This is a genomic window from Lacibacter sp. (assembly GCF_057361365.1).
The window spans coordinates 127,962-146,424 of sequence record NZ_JBMQSG010000015.1 but is presented as its reverse complement, the minus strand read 5'-3'; the positions used below and the strand labels follow the sequence as shown (position 1 = coordinate 146,424).

Here is an 18,463-nt window from a genome sequence, read left to right as displayed (position 1 = left end):
CAATCGTTAAGAAATGTGTGTGTTGAATAACAGGTATAAAAATCCAACATCTGCAAAATGCAGGTAATGACGAATGTTATTTTTTTAGCTGATTAACATCCATTTTTACAACAGAAAAAGGAGTAAGTTATTCTACCTCGAAATAGAGATGATTATGGTTGCTGCATTTGGGGTTGAAGCTGCTGCTACAATGGGGACAATGATAATTACTGTTTTGATATTCGTTAATGGTCATCTCCTGCCTGCAAACACCGCAGAGAATTGCTTTGGTTCCGAATTCATTTTTGCCCCACACTTCAGCAGCATGACCGGCTGTTTCCTGGTGACAATAATAGCAAGGGTAATACGTATTGCAGCATTTGAATTTAATGGCAATCACGTCAAGAGCTGAATGATAATGTGTGCAACGTGTCTGATCGTCAACCGGTTTTCCTTTTACTTCAATCATTGCTTGCATTTAACTTACCACCAGTTGTTCAAGTAATTTTTCTACGGTCTTCTCTGTATCGTTACATATACCAGGATGTACTGCTGATGTTTGCACCACTGTACTACGTTTTGCAGTGAGCCAACGAAACCTTGCAGCATGATCAAGCAATGCAATGGGACCAGCATCTTTGTTTCCTTTGCTGATCTGTTCAAATGCCCGTAAATGTTGACGCACATCTTCGATATCCGTTTTTGGATACAAAGCCATTATCCTGTTCTCATCCAGCACATATTTCATTTCAAGAAAAGCAGGACGTTTGCAGAATACAATAACGCCCACATTCAGGAATTCTTCCCGTTCAACACGTGGCATTACACGTATGATGGCATACTCAAATGTGAACTTTACCGGCATTGATAGCTTCGTTTACAAAATTGGATGAATGATTTATTCTTGTTGTGAGAAATTGATAGTATACGTTGCGTATTTCATCGGCTGATCGCTGGCCTTCTTCGTCTTTCAGCCAGGTATCAGGAACAACGGAAACAATTGCGTGAATGAGCTCAGGCAGCAGAACTTGTTTCAATATACGATCTGTTTCTTCAAGGTGCTTTGCTTGTGGCAGCAGCACATGATCTTTTATCTGTACAAATGGTCGTAATGACTGTTCTTCCCACTGATAACCCGAGTGATGAAAATACAAGGAAGCTCCATGATCGATCATCCACAATTCGCTTCGCCAGGTGAGCATATTGGTATTGCGTGCTGTACGATCGACATTAGTAAGTAATGCATCGAGCCAAACAATCTTCGATGCAGTTGCTGCATCGATTTTTGAAACAGCCGGATCGTAGGTAATTGCTCCTGATAAATAATGAAGCCCCAGATTTAATCCTTCACTTGCACGTAACAGGTCCTGTATCTCTTCATCAGGCTCCATACGGCCAAATGCTTCATCGAGCTCGGCAAAAACAAGCTCGGGAACTTTTAAACCGATGGCTCTTGCAAGTTCAGCACCAATCAAATCAGCCACCAATGCTTTTGTTCCCTGCCCTGCTCCACGAAATTTCAACACATACAAAAAACCATCATCCGCTTCGGCAATGGCAGGCAACGATCCCCCTTCACGCAATGGTGTAACATAGCGTGTAACCTGCACCGTTCTGATATCGGGAGACTGTTTATTCATTAAAAAATTATTGATAGAAAATGCTAAGCTAAACCAAGATTATCTTAAAACAAAAAGAGGATAACGACACATCAATGATTATACTTCATGTTCAGCAATGGAAATGGCCGACCCAAACCATCGGTTTCTTTGCGATCGACAACAACAAAACCCATGTGTTGATAAAATGAAACAGCCTGGTGGTTTTGCTCATTCACATCTAACTCATAAGCACCAAGAATATGCATGCAATACAGCAACAGTGTTTTACCAATTCCTTTCCCTCTTGCATCCGGGTTCAAAAAAAGCATTTCAATTTTTCCTGCTGCCACACTGGCAAATCCAAGAATTTGTTTGCTGTCATTTAGATAAACATATACGGGAATAGATGGAAAAACAGCAGGCAACATTATTTTAATTTCCAGCAGGTAATCTTCCGGCAGGAAATGATGCGTCGCTCTTACGGAACTTTCCCACACACCAATTAAAACAGGATAATCGCTTTCAATTGCAAGCCTGATCATTTCAGTCCTTTTCTTTACAAAATTCAAGAATGATACCAGCAAGAACAGCAGTATTTACTTTTTCAATAGGATGAGAAGTTTGCTCCAGCAATTGAAATCGTCCGTTTGGCAATTCCTGCTGCACAGCTTCCGTTTCTTCTCTTGTCACCATTTTATCATTATCGCCTAATAATAAAAGTACTGGCTGACGTATGTTTGAATAATCACGCAGCTGTAAAGGATTTTCCTTGCCCATTTGCAAAAGCATTTTTTTTGTTTTCTCAAATAACAGTTTCCAATCGTTTGGATGATGTCGTTGCTTTAATTGTTCCGCAAACGCCGGTATTTTTTCTTGCAACACTTCTGCATTTAACATGGCCGCTTCTTTTGCTGCACCCGTTTCATCCCAATAAAATTTTGTTGCAAGCGTTACAATTTTACCGAGGAGTTGAGGTCGCACTTTTGCAAGATACAATGCCACATAACCACCCATGCTATAACCAAACACAGAAGGCTGAGAAATATTTTCGGATGAAAGATATTTTTCCACTTCAGCAGCAAATGCCTGTATTGAGAAGGGTTCATCGCTAAACACCTTACCTCCATGCCCGCTGAAGTTGAACACATGAACAACAACATCATTCTTCAACAAGTTGGTCAATGGTTCCAGTTGCACTTTTGAACCGATAGCACCATGTAATAACAACAGATGTTTCATGTGGTAAATAAACAGATTTTTTAATATGCCGACAACAGGTAGTAATTTCCGGGTACAAAGAAAATCCATTTACTTTACCCCATGAACCGCATGGATCGTCTTTTAGGAATTGTTACACTCCTGCAATCAAAAAAATATGTGCCGGCAGAAAAGATCGCTGATAAATACAATATTAGTGTGCGTACTGTTTATCGTGATGTAAAAGCATTAGTGGAGTTGGGCATACCGGTAAGCTTTGAACCGAACCGGGGATACTTTGTGGTGCAGGGTTATTTTCTGCCACCTGTAGCATTCAGCAGTGAAGAAGCAAATGCGTTGCTGCTCACTGAATCGTTGGTATACGGGTTTGCAGACAAGTCCATCCAGAAACATTACTCTTCAGCGTTGAATAAAGTAAAAGCGGTTCTTCGTTCCACACAAAAAGAAAAACTGGATCTTCTTGATAGCAGTATTCGCATACAAATGCATCCTAACCTGCAACTTAATTTCGAATACCTTTCTCAATTACAAGCGGCTATCAGTAACCAAACAGTTATTAACATCGATTACAGGAATGCGAAAGAAGAAAGCAGTAACCGAAAATTAGAACCCATCGGGCTTATTTATTATGCCTTCAGCTGGCATCTCATCGGCTGGTGCTACCTGCGCAATGAATACCGGGATTTTAAATTACAGCGCATACAACAATTACAGGTAACCGATCAGCTTTTTGAAAAGAAAGATCATATGAGTATTTCCGATTTCATGAAGCAGTTACCCGTTAGTTATTAATTTTTTTGTATGAGAAAAACACACTGCCATAGGGTTGTCAGCGGGTGATTGTTGTTTTGTATCAAAATCAAAACATCATGACATTTACCGAATCATTTCTCAACGAACTTAATCATGAAGCAGTAACAACACGCAAAATGCTGGAACGTGTACCGGCTGATCTTTTTCATTGGCAACCACATCCGAAGAGCATGACCTTGAAAAGGCTCGCCACGCATGTTGCTGAGCTGCCAAACTGGGTGAGGATGGTCATCAATACAAAAGAACTGGATTTTGAAGCAAATCCTTACAGTCCTGTGCCAATTGCAAACGAACAGGAATTACTTTCTTACTTCGAACAATCGCTGACAGAAGGTAAAAACGCATTGTCTTCGGCAACTGATGAACAGCTTACCGACCGCTGGGCGCTGCGTAGCGGTGAAAACATTTTCAGCAATGAATTAAAGCGTGATTTTTTGCGTCATTGTTTTTGCCAGGTGGTGCACCATCGTGCACAATTGGGGGTATATCTCCGTTTACTTAATATTCCAATTCCGGGAAGTTATGGGCCGAGTGCCGATGAGCAAAGTTTAAATTAGGCGAATGCTAACCGGGGCTTGGTTAAGCTCCGGTTATGTTATCTTATAACTACCAACTTCTTTACCTGCATCATTAAGCATTTGTAGATTCAACTGCTGTTGATTGGCATTAATCTTTATCAATGTTCTTGTGCCAGGTTTGGGTCCTCCACCGATAATGATGGGATAACTGTGTTGATCTTTTACAGGTGGATGCACACCATACACATGTGTGTGGCCGCATACAACAACATCAACTTTATATTTTTCGAATAGTGGTGAGAATAATTTGCGGCTATGGGTGCTTCCATGAGCATCATTAGAATAAAACGGTGGAATGTGCATGAATACAACTTTAAAGCGTGCATTTCTGTAAGCTTCTGTTTGCATTAATTTTTCCAACCATGTTGCCTGCTTTTCTCTGAATGCATCAAACGCTGCCAACCCTGCATATACAGGTTTGTCATCTTCTTTATCTTCACCCGTATCAAGTGCAATCGCAAATACAGGACCGCATTGGAAATGAAAATAATATCCCTGCGGATAGGAGAAATAATCTTTTAATTGATGGGCAAATGGTCCACGCACTTCATGGTTGCCTCTTACAAATAACATTGGCTTTTGCATCGCAAACCCATTTGTGCAGGGTGCCACAAGGCTACTGATGATCTGTGCTTCTCCCGTTTGATAGTTGAACATATCACCGTTTAGGAATACAAGATCATAAGGATCATTCCCGTTTAATTTTAGTAAGTGCGGAAAGGAAGATGGTGTATCATGAAGATCATTTAAAACAAGCATGTTTACTTCATCTGTATTATCTGCAAGTGTTTTGAATGTATAATTTTTGCTGTAGATAGTTTCACCAAACAAAGCAACATCTTCATCCCAACGCCTGATTTCTTTTGAAGCAACACGATATTGATAGGTTTTACCTGGAGTAAGGTTTTCTAATATTATTTCATGCACCCGGTTATTTGAATTTACCAAGCCATCGGTAACAGCATGCACTTTTTTATCAAGCGTAGCAGTTTCACCATACTCCACCCAACTGTAACAGTTGCGGTTAGTGATCCACCGAATAAACATTTGCCTGTTATCAAGCGTATGCAGGTAGGGTTGTGTTAGAAATTCGTGCTGAATAACGGGTGGAGGAACAACAACTGTTTTATCATCGGAATTACAACCCCTGATGTAGATATATCCCGCCGCACCAACGCCTGCTACTTTAGCAGCATTTATCAAAAACTTACGGCGGTTAGAAGAAGGTTTTTGGTTTTCCATTTTCAGAATGGGCTTTTACAATTGCAGCGATCGGATATAATTTGCTGCAGCCCAATATTACAACCAACACCTTAATTATACAAATTGGGTTTAACTATTGGCTTTATAATATTCACAAACAGCCTTCATTAAACACTCTTCGCATTTGGGTGTGGGCCGGCATATCTCCCTTCCTAAAAACGACATGGCCATGCCTGCATCCCAATCTTTTTGCGGCAGCACTTCCATGATCTGTTTTTCTATTTTTTTTGGATCGGTACCTGTGGCAATGCCAAGCCGTGGAGCTACTCGCACAACATGCAGATCGACAATAACACCTTCAGCTGGCTTACCACTTTCACGAAGAATAACACAAGCCGATTTACGACCGATGCCTGGCAGCTCAACCAACTCATCAAGTGTTTCTGGGATATTACTATCCTTTTTTATCTTTTCTGCAATACCGGTGAGCCATTTTGCTTTATTACCAAAGTTGCGCACCTTACTGATAAAGGGAAATAAAGTTTCTTCTGTTGCCTTTGTTAAGGCCTGCATGTTTGGATATGCTTCAAACAGTTTTGGTGCAAGACTGTTGATGTTCCTGTCTGAATCCTGAGCCGACAATACGACCATCACCATCAATTGGTAAGTATTTTTATAATCCAGAGGATGTTGTTTGCCTTTGTATTTTTTCAGTAATGGTTTAATGGCTTCTGGCCAGTTAGTTTTAGTGGGCATGATGAATGACTTTATGTAAATAAATCTACGCTATTTAAAAACACCACCAATTGAATTTACTTCAACGCCATGTAATGCATCTTTTCTTTTTTACTCATCTTCTCAATTGAATTGCGCAGCATTATTCGAGGCATAACAGCCGCATACTTATCAAGAAAAATCAGTAATCGTTTTGTGTCTTTATCGCCTGCAAAACGAAGCATCCATCCGGTTGCTTTGTGCACAAGGTCCTCTTTGTCTTTCAGCAAAAGCTCTGCGAGCTTATAAGTGTCATCAAGATCACCTTGCCTGATAAAGTAGCAGGTGCTTAAAATACCAGTGCGTCTTTCCCACATATTTTTTGAACGCACCAGTTTATACAAGATCTTTCTGGGCTTATCAAACAGATAACTCCCAGTCATGTACAAACAACCAAGATCAACGAGGTCCCAATTATTTACACGATCATGCTTGCGGATATAGAGTTCAAAAAAAGACTTCAATCGTTCGGGTGTAATCTTTTTAGTCCGTGATTCTTTATCCATTATACTAATAGCTCCTGCTCTTACTTCATGAATAGGATTATCAAGCAATTTTTCAATTTCAGTAATTGGTAAGCCTGCAAATGAAATAGCAAGTTTAAAAAGATCACCCATCTTTACACCCAAGAACTGATCACCATGACCATAGTCGCCCTCTTCACTTTTAAAATAACGTTGAATCTTTTTCCATTCAACATCAGACTGCATGGCCTTCAACCGCTCAACAAATAATTTTGCAGTAAGTTTTTCTTCTTTTAGAGAAGTTGATTTGCCAGCAGCAGTTTTTTTAGTCATTTTAAAATGCTTGATGTTTATGCATTCTGCAAATCAGCAATAATGATCTTTTTCATTTGCATCATTGCCTGCATGGCTCGACTGGCTTTTTCACGATCGGGATGTCCAAGCAACTCGCCAAGCACCGATGGAACAACTTGCCAGCTTAATCCAAACTTATCCTTTAACCAACCGCACATACTCTCCTTGCCACCATCGGCCGTTAAACGTTCCCAATAGTAATCAATTTCTTCCTGTGTATCGGCATTTACAAAAAACGAAATGGCTTCATTAAACTTAAACATTGGTCCGGCGTTCAATCCTTTAAACTCTAAACCGTTTAGCTCAAACGTAACACCCATTACCGTTCCGCCAGGCCCGGGCATGGTTGAAATCTTTTTCGAATTTTTAAACACAGACAAATAAAAATTCATGGCTTCTTCAGCATTACCATCGAACCATAAAAACGGAGTGATCTTTTGCATGATTAAAAGTTTTTGTTGGAAATTAACACAACAAACTTAAAACCATTCTGCAAGGAATGAACGGTGTATTAACGACAATCTGTAGGGTGAATTACGGCATTCACTGCTTTTATGTGTTATCGGTATTGATTTACATCAAAGGGAAACCAATAGTGTTCTTCTATAAACCGGTTAGAACCGGCAATCTTTTTCTGCCTTGCAAAATAAATGCGCTTTTCTTTTTCTTGCACAAAGGGACAAAATTCGGCATCAGCAGAGTTAATTGGTAAACCAAGATTTTTTGGTTCGGTCCACTTACCGTCTTTTCGAAAGCTTATATACAGATCAACGTCGCCATACCCTTTTGTATCAGAAGAAAAATAAATGATATAATCTTCCTTTGCTGAAATGTAAGGATTTGATTCCCGTTCGGAAGTATTTATGGGCATACCAATATTCTGCGGTGTTTGATAAGCTCCGTTTACTTTCTTTGAAAAATAAATGTCGGATTTGCCGATGCCGTCTTCATTCACTTTCATAAAATAAATAGTGCCATTGGCGCTGATGGATGCAAACGATTCGGAAGAATCTGTGTTAATGACATTACCTAAATGTTTTGCTTGGCTCCACCCGTCTTTAGTTTTGGTTGATTGCCAAATATCAAATCCTTTTCGTTGTGGTTGACCAGGAACCGGTCTGTTCGATTGAAATAAAACGGTTTTTCCATCGGGACTAAATATTGGATCAATGTCTTTCCATTCAGCAGTTGCCGTTGAAAAACCTGCAGGCACAGGCTTTTGCCATTTACCATTTCGTTTTTCTGATTGCATAATGATCAGCGTATCTCTACCTCCATTCGATCTCACCCAGAAAGCAGTTTTTGAATCGGGGGAGATTGTTAAACCAAACTCTCCACCAGTTGAAATAATTCCGGATTCAAACAGTTTTGGAAGCTGTTGTGCAGAAACGAATGTTGTGATAAAAATAGATGCAGTGATAAGGAAGCATTTCATAAATGGCTGTTTTGGTAAAAATAGACGATGACATTAAACTGCATAAAAAAATATGATGAGCGAATGTTAAAATCATAAAACTTCCACAATGGTAATGATTGCAATGCCACGCTTTTTGGCCAGTTCCTATCTTTACAGCATGCAACGATTTTTTTCGATCATTCTTTTTGCTCTATTCTTCTCTGTTAGTAATGCTCAGCCTTTGAACAACATTGTTCCAAAACCGGTAAAAACGGAAACCATTTCATCCGGCGCTGTTACTCTTAAACAAGGAGGAGTTATTGAATTTGATACGAGATTTAAAGACCAGGCAACTTATCTGCAACAACAATTGCTTATACAATGTGGCCTGCAAACAAATCTCCAGGCAGCGGGAACAGGTAAAAACAAAGCTTCCATTGTTTTACAATTCAATACTTCCGTTATTACCAAAGAAGAAATGTATGAACTTGCTATTCTGCAGGAGCAAGTGATCATTAAAGCAAGGTCTGTTCGTGGTGTGGTGAATGCCATGCAGACCTTGTTTCAATTATTACCATTGCAAAAAACAACAGAGATAAATTTGCCTGCTGGTCGCATTACCGATTATCCACGCTTTGCTTATCGTGGAATGCATTTAGATGTGGTGCGACATATGTTTCCTTTAGATTACATCAGGAAGTATATCGATTATCTCGCTTTTCATAAGTTGAATACGTTCCATTGGCATTTAACTGATGACCAGGGCTGGCGTATTGAAATAATCTCCTATCCTAAACTCAACAGCGTTGGCTCATGGAGAGATTCAACACTGATTGGTCATTTTAAAGATGCTCCTGCACGTTATGAACACAAGCGTTATGGTGGATATTATACAAGAGCTGAGGTGAAAGAGATCATTGCTTATGCAGCAGTGCGTGGCATTACCATTGTTCCTGAAATTGATATCCCGGGTCATAGTCGTGCCACCATTACTGCCTATCCTGAACTCAGTACAGATCCCACAAACAAATGGGGCGTTGCTTCAACATGGGGTATGTATAATCGTGTAAACAATGTCCTAGCTCCTAACCCGGCCACATTTACATTTTTACGCACCGTTTTTCATGAAATTGCTGATCTGTTTCCATCACCTTATATTCATGTTGGTGGCGATGAATGCAGCAAAATGTGGTGGAAACAAAGTGCAGCAACGCAGAAATTCATTAAAGACAATAAATTAAAAGATGAAGTAGCATTGCAAACTTATTTTATTGAACAGGTGAGTAAGTATCTGAAAGAAAAAAATAAGAAAGTGATCGGCTGGCACGAGATCATGGAAGGAAAACTCGACACATCAACCATTGTAATGAACTGGGCAAACGATGCAAAAGCAATTGAAGCTGCAGGTAAAGGTTTTAATGTGATCATGACACCGGGTAAGCCTTATTACTTCGATCATTTTCAAAGCAAGGATCCCAAAGATAGTTTAGCAATACACGGCTATAATCCATTGGAGGAAGTTTATAATTATGATCTTGTTCCGGCTTCTATTAAACAAAAGGGATTGGCGCATAAAATTCTTGGCGGACAAGCCAATGTATGGACGGAGTATATGGAATGGAGTACAAAAGTTGATTACATGGTATTCCCCCGTATGACAGCTGTAAGTGAAAGTTTGTGGAGCCAACCTGCGCTAAAAAATTACAACGACTTTTTGCGAAGGTTGAAAGCAACTGTTATTCCACGCTATCAATACTGGAACAGCAGCTGGTTCAAAGGTTTTGAAACATGGACAGCGGATAAATAAATCAACAACTTATGCATCCGCACATTACAACATTACTAAAGTGTATTGATCTTGAAGAAAAGGAACAGGCAAACCGCTACCAGTTAGATCAATCTCACACGCTAAAACAATTGAAAGCTGAAGGCCTTGCCTTGCATCCCATTATTGTTACACGAAGAAATTTTGGCTATGCCGATTATCCTGAAATCACTTTCAAATTAAGTTTTCCTCCGGAAGCAAATATGTTTCGTGATGGAGCAGCGATTGAATGTTTTATATCCGGTGAGGAACCGGTAAAAGGAGTTTTATTAAACCTTGATGGCAAAAATGGCGAGTTCCGTTTGTTTGCACCTGATTTTCCTGATTGGATCGAAGACAACGGTGTAGGGATCAAGTTGACGCCTGATACACGCACTACGAGTATCATGAAAAAAACATTACAGGGTTTAGAAAATAATAAACCGCTGTACAATTTATTTGAGCAACTCCATAATACTTCCGCACCATCAACTGTTGTCACCCATACAGCAGCAAGCGATATTCAATTCCGGAATAAAAATTTGAATGAAAGCCAGCAACAGGCCATTGCAAACATCATTGCTAATGAACAACTGTGTATTGTGCATGGTCCACCGGGCACCGGCAAAACAACAACGCTCATTGAAGCAATTGTGCAACTGGTGGAGCAAGGTGAAAAAGTATTGGTATCAGCACCAAGTAATACTGCCGTTGATCATTTAGCAAAAGGATTATTGCAACAAGGTATTAACGTGCTACGTGTAGGCAACACCAGCAAAGTAGATGAATTGATTTACAAACATACGCCTGAGGGAAAACTGAATAACAGCAGCGCATTAAAGGAAATCAAACAATTAAAGATACGTGCCGAAGAATTCAGGAAGATGGCGTTGAAATACAAACGAAGTTTTGGAAAAGCTGAACGTGAGCAACGAAGTTTGTTATTTAAAGAAGTAAAAAACATTCGTACAGAAATAAAAAAGCTTCAACATTACAACGAAGAAAAATTATTTGCGGAAGCACAGGTTATAGCGGGCACTCCAATTGGTTTGTACGATGCCGACCTTAAACAATTATTTCATACGTTAGTGATTGACGAAGCAGGACAATGTATTGAACCATTGGCCTGGTGTATTTTTCCAATGGCCGAAAAAATTGTGTTAGCTGGAGATCATTGGCAGTTACCACCTACTGTGTTGAGTAATGAAGCTGCAGCACTTGGTTTTAATCGTTCAATACTGGAAGTAGCAATTGAAAAAACAGCAGCCGTTTCTTTATTGAATATTCAGTATCGCATGCGCAAAGCTATCGCCGGTTTCAGCAGCAGTTATTTTTACAACAATCTTTTACATACTGCTGAGCATTTAGAAAACAAAGGCGTGCACCTTACTTTTATTGATACAGCCGGATCCGGTTATAACGAAACACATGGACCAGATGGCTTTAGCTTACAAAACGAAGGCGAGTTAAATATTGTTCGTCAATTGCTGGAGCAGGAACAACTTGATGAAATTCATACTGCTTTTATTTCACCTTACTCAGGACAGGTAATGTCGGCCAGGGAACAATTGCCAAATGGCATTCGCATCAGCACCATCGATAGTTTCCAGGGGCAGGAAAAAGAAAACATCATTGTATCGCTTGTGCGTAGTAATGATGATGGCGATATCGGTTTCTTAAAAGATTATCGTCGCATGAACGTGGCTATGACGAGAGCCAAAGAGCAGCTCTTTGTTATTGGCGATAGTGCCACCATTGGTGCCGATGCTTTTTATGGAGCGTTCTTAAGTTATGTGGAAGAGCATGCCACTTACCGAACTGTTTGGGAGTTTGAGATACAGATATGATCAATTTGCTTCCAGCATCTTCACTGCTTTTATATAATCGTATTGCAGATCTTCGTGCATTGAAGCAATTGCCTTGTTGATCTTCTTCAATTGCGCTTTATAAATATTACTGATGATCGTATTGCTGTTTATTGTTTTGCCTAAGTCTTTTATCCTTGTGCATAAGTGAATGAGTACTTCTGCTTCAACAGTTTCCGTTCCGCTGTAACGAATATACTTCGCTGCAATTCGAGCAATTTTTCGTAAGGTCTTCTTTACAAAATACACATTGCTTTTATTGATCTCTTCAAACAATTCATCTATTTCTTCATTCACATGTTTAATGTATAAAGCCGTATCATCTGCTTCAAACAATAAATATGTAAGCAGTTCTTTATTCTCTTTTTTGAAACGTGCAAGACGCAAACAAAGCTCTGTTACTTTTGATTGCGGCAAATTCACCAACTCCTGTTTTATTTCCTGTACTGTTGCTGCTTTCATAGTTATAACTTCGGCTTTACATCAACCACTTCAATTTCAAAAACCAAAATACTATTGGGTGGAATTTTTGCAGCCCTTGTACGAATAGAATAAGCCTGTCCTGAAGGAATGACTATTTTTATTTTGCCACCTACTTTGCAATAGGGAACTGCCAACTGCCAGCCACGTATAAGTCTGGCTAGAGGAAACGTTGCCGGTTTATCTTTTGTTTGATCAAAGATGGAACCCTCTTCCAATAAATATCCTTTATAAAAAACAGTAACCGTATCAGTCAGCAATACATTACGACCTGTACCCTCTTTTATCATGCTGTAATACACATCAGTCGCTTTTTCTTTCGTATCAATCTTACCCGATGAAATAGCTTGTTGAATGATTTGTTCATCCTTTGCAGCCTGCTGAACACTATCCATATTGGAGAAAGGTAAAAGTGCAGGTGCCTTAGCTGCTGTTGCAGAAAGTTCTTTGAGCGAACCATTACCACGTTGCACCCAAAGCTGTTGAATGGTTAAAGCAGCAGGTTGTTTTTTTGTATTAGAGGTGAATGTAGAAATTGATTTTAAAGCACCCCATCTACCTGTTATTTTACAAGTGCCGATCAGTTTCCATTTATTGGTTGATGGATAATAAAGATAACCGGAGTACAATGTAAAGTTACCAGCGGAGTCGGTAGCTGTTCCAATGCAGAGCTGAATATTTTCATGGAGCGGAATATCATATTCCCATTCTAATTCATGCTTTCCATCTTCTTCCACATTTAATCCTTTGGCAATGATGGTTGCTGTTTCAGGAAAACTAAAAACGATCTCCTTTTCTTTCTTATTTGCTTCAATATAGAGTTTCACGTCAGCAGCCTGCACTCCTGCTTTTACTTCTTTTCCAGAATTGATCTGTTGTGCTTTTACCTGGACAACTGCGCCACTTGCTCGTAGACTATCTGCCAATGCATATTCATGTAGCGTATTGCTTTGTGCCAACAGGTTTGAATGCATACAAATGAAAAAACTTACAACAATTAAACTGTATCTCATAAAATGTAATAAGGCTTCAAACATACTAAAGCCCATGCAATAAGCGAGAAAGAAAAAGAAGCAAATGATTATCTAATGATGGCGATCATGCCCTTACGGTTATAGACTCTACCATCAATACCAATGCCGCTGAACTGCCATACATATGCACCCGGTGCCTGGGCAGTGCCTTTATAAGTTCCGTCCCAACCTTTGCTGCCGGTTGTCCAGTTAAAGAGTTCGAGTCCCCAGCGGTTAAATACTTTGAAGGAATACACTTGTTTAATACCATCGGTAACAGGATAAAAACGATCATTGAGATTATCGTTATTCGGTGTAAATGCATTGGGTACAAAGATGGTTACTTCTTTAATGGTCTTTACAACTTGTGTATCGATGGTAACGCAACCCACCATTGTAACCATACGGATTTGGTATAACTGTTCGCCAAGATTATCACGTTCAAAAACGGGCGAGCTTGTATCTGCATTATCAAGGTACACGGGCGGCAACCAGGCTACCTCTATTCCAATTGGCCGGGATTGCAACGGAAGTGGCGTATTTTGGAAAGTGTATTGTATCGGGTATGTTTGCCCGGGCACAGGATCTTCAATCGTAACAGTAACGCTACGTGTTTTTAATGCACAGCCATCGGAATTTTTTACAATAGCATAATAGCTGCCTGAGCGTGTTAATCGTAACCGGTGTTGTGTGGCACCAGATAATATAATTCCATCCCTGTACCATTGCACATATACATCGTTTGAAACAATTAATACGGCGCTATCTGTTGGGGATGCACTGCAGAACATTGTTGACCCAAGGAACTGCAAGGTAGTATCAGGAGAAGTAGAGGTAACAAAAACAGTATCCCGTTTGAAGCAGCCTCCTCCTCCACTATAAACAGTAAGTACGTATTGCGTCGACACCGATGGTGTGGCAAAAGGATTGGCGATATTTGGATCAGATAGACCGGCTGCCGGCGACCATCGGTAACTTAGCCCGGGTTTTGCGTTCTCACCAATCAGAATTGGATCAGCACCACAATAAACCGTATCCCGACCTGCGTTCGCTTTTAATGTAAGCGTATCAACCAACCTTGCGTATAACGTATCCTTACACCCATATCCATTGAATGGTGTTACCTCTACTGCTAATAAAGACCCCGTTGGATAAGGAGGACGTAACTGCAACTGCTGACTACTTCCCAACTGCTGTGAGAAGTTACTGTTAAACCATTTGTATTCCTGAAAACCGTAAGGAGCTACCACATTCACCATTGTATCATTAGGACAATAAGTAGCGCCTGTAAATTCGCCGGTACATTCAGTATTAACATCGATATAAGCATAGCCGAAATGACGCACAAACGTACAGTCGGCCGTTTTAAAAAATAAGCGAATGGTTTTACCGGCTTTATTATTCAGGTTGATTGTTACAGCCGTCCACCCCTTCACCCAAATGGGCGTATTTTCATTGGCTCTGGTTGGCGCTTCAAAGAAACCAGGCAAACCACTACCAAATGGAATAAATTGAAAAGAAGAACATTCGATCAGATCGTTATCCGACATATTCATCACTTCAATTTCCAATCGTGGTTGTTCTTCGATGCGATGATTAGGACCTTCAAAAACAACAGCATAATGATAAGTAATGGAATAATTGTTCATGTTGGCAGGAATGGTAAACTCATACGACAAACCTTCCGCCTGCGCACCACCCGTTGTATTACCAAGCTTTACTGAATAACCACTTCCATTAGGACACACAACGGGGAAGCCACCGTATGTATCCAGGTCGGTTGCATTTACAGCCCGGCTAAACATTTCGTGTTGTCCATTGAAACCAATACCATTGGGAGACAGGTTAATATTATTTACTCCACCTGTGGCAGAAACTGTTCCCGTATAGGCAGTCCAGTTATCAAAATCACCTCGTTCAAAATCGATATTGGGAGGACATTGTGCAGTTGCAGCAAAAGCAATCAACATGAAAGTAAACAAACAGAATGTTCGTGTACGAATTAGTTCATGTTGACGAATTTTCATAATATAAGTGCCGGGTAGCAGTTAAATAGTGACCGGACTACTAATTTAACTAAAAAAGCACAAGGTTGTTTGCCCTTTTCAATGTTTGTTCACTGAAATCAAAAATAAGTTCTGAAAAAACCGACAGGCCGTAAAACAAACGAGCCGGTCTTTTTAAAGACCGGCTCGTTTAGCACTGGCAAATGATTTATTTTGATGGATCTCCACGTTCAATTTCACGGTTCATTTCTTCCATATCCACCGGCTGAGAATCGTCACCCAAGAGGTAGCGGCAGAAATAATCGCACATTTTCCAGAAGAAATATTCAGTCATTGTTCCGTAACCATGACGCTGACCAGGCAACACTACCAACTCAAAACGCTTATTGGCTTTGATCAATGCATTGGCCATACGAATGGTGTTAGCAGGATGTACATTGTTATCAATATCACCATGGCTTAGCATTAAACGTCCTTTCAGGTTTTTAGCCAATTCCGGATTACGTTCAATTGAATACACAAAGCTTGTATCGCCTTTATCACTCACCTGTTCCTTTACGCCGTGATGTTTTTCACTCCACCATCGGTTATAAATATTATTCTCATGATTACCTGCACTGCTCACCGCCACCTTAAAGAAATCGGGATAAACCAGCATTGCTGCAGTACTCATAAAACCTCCACCACTATGCCCATGAATACCTACTTTATTTGCATCAATAAATTTATAGCGGTAGCTCAGTTGTTCAATAGCAGATTTCTTATCGGCCAAACCATAATCACGCAGGTTACCATAACCATAGTTGTGATACCATTTGCTACGTGATGGATGACCACCACGGTTACCAACGGTTATCACCACAAAACCAAGTTGTGCCAAGCGATCTACACGATCCATACCACGACCGAATGCTTTGTTCACCGCTTCTGTTTGCGGGCCAGGATATACATACTCAATAATGGGATATGTTTTTGTGCTGTCGAAATCAAAGGGCTTGTACATCACACCATACAAATCAGTAACACCATCTGCAGCTTTCACTTTAAATGGCTCAGGGAATTTATAACCAGCTTCCAGCAAACCACTCATATCTGTTTTTTCCAGTTCCATGATGGTGCGCCCGTTATTATCCTGCAGTAATGAAACAGGCACTGTGTTCACACGTGAATATGTGTTTACAAAATAGCGGATATTATCATCCATACTTGCAGCGTTATCATAACCTGCACGTGTTAACAATTTCAAACCTGTACCATCGAAATTGATACGATAGAGATGAAGGTAATACGGATCTTCATTTGGTTCACGGCCATTGGCTGTGAAATACAAAACACGATTTTTTTCATCAATGCTTTCAATGTCTTCACAATGGAATGAACCGCTTGTGATCTGGTTTTTTAATTTGCCATTTTCATCATACAAATAAAAATGAGCCCAGCCATCACGCTCGCTCCATTCAATTAATTCTTTACCCGCATTCACCAAACCAACACGACGATTTTCAACATACGTGTTCATGCGTTCTTCAATCAATGGAGTAACAGAACCGCTGGCGACGTTTACTACACATGCATCAATACGTTTCAAATCACGACTTGTGCGTGACATGTAAAACTTTTCATTGGTACCGTGCCAAATGGTTGCACGGTTTTCTTCATCACGCTGGCTTTGTTTCAATGGCGCCGACCAAACTGCAATCTCCTGATCTTTAAATGCAGCCGCATTCAATTTCTTTGAAGTTTTGCTTTCGAAATTGAAAATATACAGTTCACGGATAGGCGCATCTTTTTCACCCGGCATCTGGTATTTGTAAGTTTCTAAAGTAGGACGAGGTTCAGCAATACTATTGATTACCCACAAGTCTTTTACTTTACGGTTATCTGTACGTGTAAGGACAAAGTTTTTACCATCAGGACTCCACATAACAAAAGCAGATTTGCGTTTGTCTTTATTTTTCTCTTTGTCAACATTCGTCTCGCCGCCGAAACCACCACCATAGCCATAATCTTCAACACCATCGGTTGTTAACTGGTATTCTACAATAGTGCTATCGTCTTCTTTGATCTGTGCTTTACGATAGTTGGCGCTATCCATGTAAAACAGGTTATTCTTTTTTGAGAAGAGGATATACTTTTTATCAGGGGAAAACGAAGCCCACATTAAACGGTCTTTCGGCTTCTGGTAATCTTTCAATTCTGTAAGAACTGCTGTGTTAAGATTGTATTCGAAATAGAAAATTTTCTTTTCTGTTTGAGCCGGTGCACCGGGACGAGCTCCGCCTCTTCCACCCGTACGTGCAGTGGTATCTTTCTTTAATTCATCAATCGTACTCTTGATTTCAAACGTAATGCTGTTTTCATCTTTTGTGAACTTCAGTTTTTCGATTGGGAGATGTTGCGCATCAAATGGATCTTTTACAATCCTGGTTATTTCAGCAGCCAGTTTTGCATGATTAAATAAAGGGCGCTTACCTCCTTTCAATGCATCAACAATATACCAGGTCTTTCCTTCCCTTGTTTCGTACACATACCAGAAGCGGTCAGTGAGTTTCAGCCAATGCGGATCAACCGATGTGCTGAATAACATTTTATTGATTTTTTCTGGTGAAAAACGGGCAGCCAAAGCATAATTTCCTTTACGGGCTGCAGGTTGCTGTGCAAATAACGACACAGACAGAAACATCATACAGATGGTTACAAAAATTCTCATGCGAAGATGGTTTGTTTGAATTGGAATGAGGGAATAATTCCCGGAAAGGGCTAAAGATAAGGGAGGACGATAAATCAAAAACAGCGGCGCTGTGGCAATTACATGAACGGTTGGACGGTAAGCTATTAGCAATTAGCTTTTAGCTGCAAGCAGACAAACTTAAAAGATAATGAATAAGCAATAGACAATTGGCAATGAACAAATG

At 40.1% G+C, this 18,463-nt stretch carries 18 protein-coding genes; 4 read left to right on the top strand and 14 right to left on the bottom strand.

The features are described from left to right. Nucleotides 1-127: 127 nt before the first annotated feature. From ACO1QW_RS14415 to ACO1QW_RS14395, 5 genes are all read right to left on the bottom strand, one after another. Entirely contained in the window at nucleotides 128-457 is a 330-nt protein-coding gene (locus tag ACO1QW_RS14415; RefSeq protein WP_486259673.1) for a CHY zinc finger protein, read from the bottom strand. Further along, entirely contained in the window at nucleotides 458-844 is a 387-nt protein-coding gene (locus tag ACO1QW_RS14410) for a DUF3037 domain-containing protein (protein ID WP_486259672.1), read from the bottom strand. Beyond that, nucleotides 822-1,619: a HipA family kinase gene (locus tag ACO1QW_RS14405; RefSeq protein ID WP_486259670.1), complete on the bottom strand. Its 798-nt coding sequence runs from the start codon at nucleotides 1,617-1,619 to the stop codon at nucleotides 822-824. Before ACO1QW_RS14405 ends, ACO1QW_RS14410 begins: the two co-directional genes overlap by 23 nt. Nucleotides 1,620-1,690: 71 nt before the next feature. After that, nucleotides 1,691-2,122, bottom strand: coding sequence for a GNAT family N-acetyltransferase (locus tag ACO1QW_RS14400; RefSeq protein WP_486259669.1), 432 nt, complete (start codon nucleotides 2,120-2,122; stop codon nucleotides 1,691-1,693). Between the two features lies 1 nt (nucleotide 2,123). Beyond that, nucleotides 2,124-2,819 carry an alpha/beta fold hydrolase gene (locus ACO1QW_RS14395; RefSeq protein ID WP_486259667.1) on the bottom strand — a complete coding sequence of 232 codons (696 nt, stop codon included), beginning with the start codon at nucleotides 2,817-2,819 and terminating at the stop codon, nucleotides 2,124-2,126. 90 nt (nucleotides 2,820-2,909) lie between these two features. Between ACO1QW_RS14395 and ACO1QW_RS14390 the strand changes: the two genes are divergently transcribed. Together ACO1QW_RS14390 and ACO1QW_RS14385 are read left to right on the top strand one after the other, a co-directional pair. After that, a complete protein-coding gene (locus ACO1QW_RS14390) occupies nucleotides 2,910-3,590 on the top strand; it encodes a helix-turn-helix transcriptional regulator (RefSeq protein ID WP_486259665.1) in 681 nt (226 codons plus the stop codon). A 77-nt stretch (nucleotides 3,591-3,667) separates the two neighbouring features. Next, nucleotides 3,668-4,168 carry a DinB family protein gene (locus ACO1QW_RS14385; RefSeq protein WP_486259664.1) on the top strand — a complete coding sequence of 167 codons (501 nt, stop codon included), beginning with the start codon at nucleotides 3,668-3,670 and terminating at the stop codon, nucleotides 4,166-4,168. Between the two features lie 33 nt (nucleotides 4,169-4,201). Here ACO1QW_RS14385 and ACO1QW_RS14380 read toward each other — a convergent pair whose 3' ends face one another. From ACO1QW_RS14380 to ACO1QW_RS14360, 5 genes are all read right to left on the bottom strand, one after another. After that, entirely contained in the window at nucleotides 4,202-5,431 is a 1,230-nt protein-coding gene (locus ACO1QW_RS14380) for a purple acid phosphatase family protein (RefSeq protein ID WP_486259662.1), read from the bottom strand. Nucleotides 5,432-5,521: 90 nt separating this feature from the next. After that, nucleotides 5,522-6,148 carry an endonuclease III domain-containing protein gene (locus tag ACO1QW_RS14375; RefSeq protein WP_486259660.1) on the bottom strand — a complete coding sequence of 209 codons (627 nt, stop codon included), beginning with the start codon at nucleotides 6,146-6,148 and terminating at the stop codon, nucleotides 5,522-5,524. A 56-nt stretch (nucleotides 6,149-6,204) separates the two neighbouring features. Further along, on the bottom strand, nucleotides 6,205-6,963 hold the full coding sequence (locus tag ACO1QW_RS14370) for a DNA alkylation repair protein (protein ID WP_486259658.1): 759 nt from the start codon (nucleotides 6,961-6,963) through the stop codon (nucleotides 6,205-6,207). Nucleotides 6,964-6,980: 17 nt separating this feature from the next. Beyond that, nucleotides 6,981-7,427, bottom strand: coding sequence for a VOC family protein (locus tag ACO1QW_RS14365; protein WP_486259656.1), 447 nt, complete (start codon nucleotides 7,425-7,427; stop codon nucleotides 6,981-6,983). A 116-nt stretch (nucleotides 7,428-7,543) separates the two neighbouring features. Then, on the bottom strand, nucleotides 7,544-8,419 hold the full coding sequence (locus ACO1QW_RS14360; protein ID WP_486259654.1) for a TolB family protein: 876 nt from the start codon (nucleotides 8,417-8,419) through the stop codon (nucleotides 7,544-7,546). A gap of 139 nt (nucleotides 8,420-8,558) precedes the next feature. Here ACO1QW_RS14360 and ACO1QW_RS14355 point away from each other — a divergent pair, with 139 nt between their 5' ends. Together ACO1QW_RS14355 and ACO1QW_RS14350 are read left to right on the top strand one after the other, a co-directional pair. Beyond that, nucleotides 8,559-10,187 carry a beta-N-acetylhexosaminidase gene (locus ACO1QW_RS14355; RefSeq protein ID WP_486259653.1) on the top strand — a complete coding sequence of 543 codons (1,629 nt, stop codon included), beginning with the start codon at nucleotides 8,559-8,561 and terminating at the stop codon, nucleotides 10,185-10,187. Nucleotides 10,188-10,198: 11 nt separating this feature from the next. Beyond that, on the top strand, nucleotides 10,199-12,031 hold the full coding sequence (locus ACO1QW_RS14350; protein WP_486259651.1) for an AAA domain-containing protein: 1,833 nt from the start codon (nucleotides 10,199-10,201) through the stop codon (nucleotides 12,029-12,031). On the opposite strand, the gene ACO1QW_RS14345 is transcribed toward ACO1QW_RS14350, so the two are convergent. The 4 genes from ACO1QW_RS14345 to ACO1QW_RS14330 all read right to left on the bottom strand — a co-directional run bounded on the left by ACO1QW_RS14345 (nucleotide 12,032) and on the right by ACO1QW_RS14330 (nucleotide 18,258). After that, on the bottom strand, nucleotides 12,032-12,511 hold the full coding sequence (locus tag ACO1QW_RS14345) for a hypothetical protein (RefSeq protein ID WP_486259650.1): 480 nt from the start codon (nucleotides 12,509-12,511) through the stop codon (nucleotides 12,032-12,034). It lies immediately after the preceding gene. A 2-nt stretch (nucleotides 12,512-12,513) separates the two neighbouring features. Further along, nucleotides 12,514-13,542 (bottom strand): FKBP-type peptidyl-prolyl cis-trans isomerase, encoded by a 1,029-nt coding sequence (locus ACO1QW_RS14340; RefSeq protein WP_486259648.1) that lies wholly within the window; start codon nucleotides 13,540-13,542, stop codon nucleotides 12,514-12,516. Nucleotides 13,543-13,610: 68 nt separating this feature from the next. After that, nucleotides 13,611-15,569 (bottom strand): T9SS type B sorting domain-containing protein, encoded by a 1,959-nt coding sequence (locus tag ACO1QW_RS14335; protein WP_486259646.1) that lies wholly within the window; start codon nucleotides 15,567-15,569, stop codon nucleotides 13,611-13,613. Nucleotides 15,570-15,756: 187 nt separating this feature from the next. Beyond that, nucleotides 15,757-18,258, bottom strand: coding sequence for a S9 family peptidase (locus ACO1QW_RS14330; RefSeq protein ID WP_486259644.1), 2,502 nt, complete (start codon nucleotides 18,256-18,258; stop codon nucleotides 15,757-15,759). Nucleotides 18,259-18,463 lie beyond the last annotated feature (205 nt).

Coding starts and splice junctions, on each gene's coding strand:
- ACO1QW_RS14365 (WP_486259656.1), bottom strand. CDS start 7,427: ATGCAAAAGATCACTCCGTTTTTATGGTTCGATGGTAATGCTGAAGAA.
- ACO1QW_RS14385 (WP_486259664.1), top strand. CDS start 3,668: ATGACATTTACCGAATCATTTCTCAACGAACTTAATCATGAAGCAGTA.
- ACO1QW_RS14395 (WP_486259667.1), bottom strand. CDS start 2,819: ATGAAACATCTGTTGTTATTACATGGTGCTATCGGTTCAAAAGTGCAA.
- ACO1QW_RS14350 (WP_486259651.1), top strand. CDS start 10,199: ATGCATCCGCACATTACAACATTACTAAAGTGTATTGATCTTGAAGAA.
- ACO1QW_RS14360 (WP_486259654.1), bottom strand. CDS start 8,419: ATGAAATGCTTCCTTATCACTGCATCTATTTTTATCACAACATTCGTT.
- ACO1QW_RS14375 (WP_486259660.1), bottom strand. CDS start 6,148: ATGCCCACTAAAACTAACTGGCCAGAAGCCATTAAACCATTACTGAAA.
- ACO1QW_RS14340 (WP_486259648.1), bottom strand. CDS start 13,542: ATGAGATACAGTTTAATTGTTGTAAGTTTTTTCATTTGTATGCATTCA.
- ACO1QW_RS14335 (WP_486259646.1), bottom strand. CDS start 15,569: ATGAAAATTCGTCAACATGAACTAATTCGTACACGAACATTCTGTTTG.
- ACO1QW_RS14400 (WP_486259669.1), bottom strand. CDS start 2,122: ATGATCAGGCTTGCAATTGAAAGCGATTATCCTGTTTTAATTGGTGTG.
- ACO1QW_RS14370 (WP_486259658.1), bottom strand. CDS start 6,963: ATGACTAAAAAAACTGCTGCTGGCAAATCAACTTCTCTAAAAGAAGAA.
- ACO1QW_RS14390 (WP_486259665.1), top strand. CDS start 2,910: ATGGATCGTCTTTTAGGAATTGTTACACTCCTGCAATCAAAAAAATAT.
- ACO1QW_RS14405 (WP_486259670.1), bottom strand. CDS start 1,619: ATGAATAAACAGTCTCCCGATATCAGAACGGTGCAGGTTACACGCTAT.
- ACO1QW_RS14355 (WP_486259653.1), top strand. CDS start 8,559: ATGCAACGATTTTTTTCGATCATTCTTTTTGCTCTATTCTTCTCTGTT.
- ACO1QW_RS14410 (WP_486259672.1), bottom strand. CDS start 844: ATGCCGGTAAAGTTCACATTTGAGTATGCCATCATACGTGTAATGCCA.
- ACO1QW_RS14415 (WP_486259673.1), bottom strand. CDS start 457: ATGCAAGCAATGATTGAAGTAAAAGGAAAACCGGTTGACGATCAGACA.
- ACO1QW_RS14345 (WP_486259650.1), bottom strand. CDS start 12,511: ATGAAAGCAGCAACAGTACAGGAAATAAAACAGGAGTTGGTGAATTTG.
- ACO1QW_RS14330 (WP_486259644.1), bottom strand. CDS start 18,258: ATGAGAATTTTTGTAACCATCTGTATGATGTTTCTGTCTGTGTCGTTA.
- ACO1QW_RS14380 (WP_486259662.1), bottom strand. CDS start 5,431: ATGGAAAACCAAAAACCTTCTTCTAACCGCCGTAAGTTTTTGATAAAT.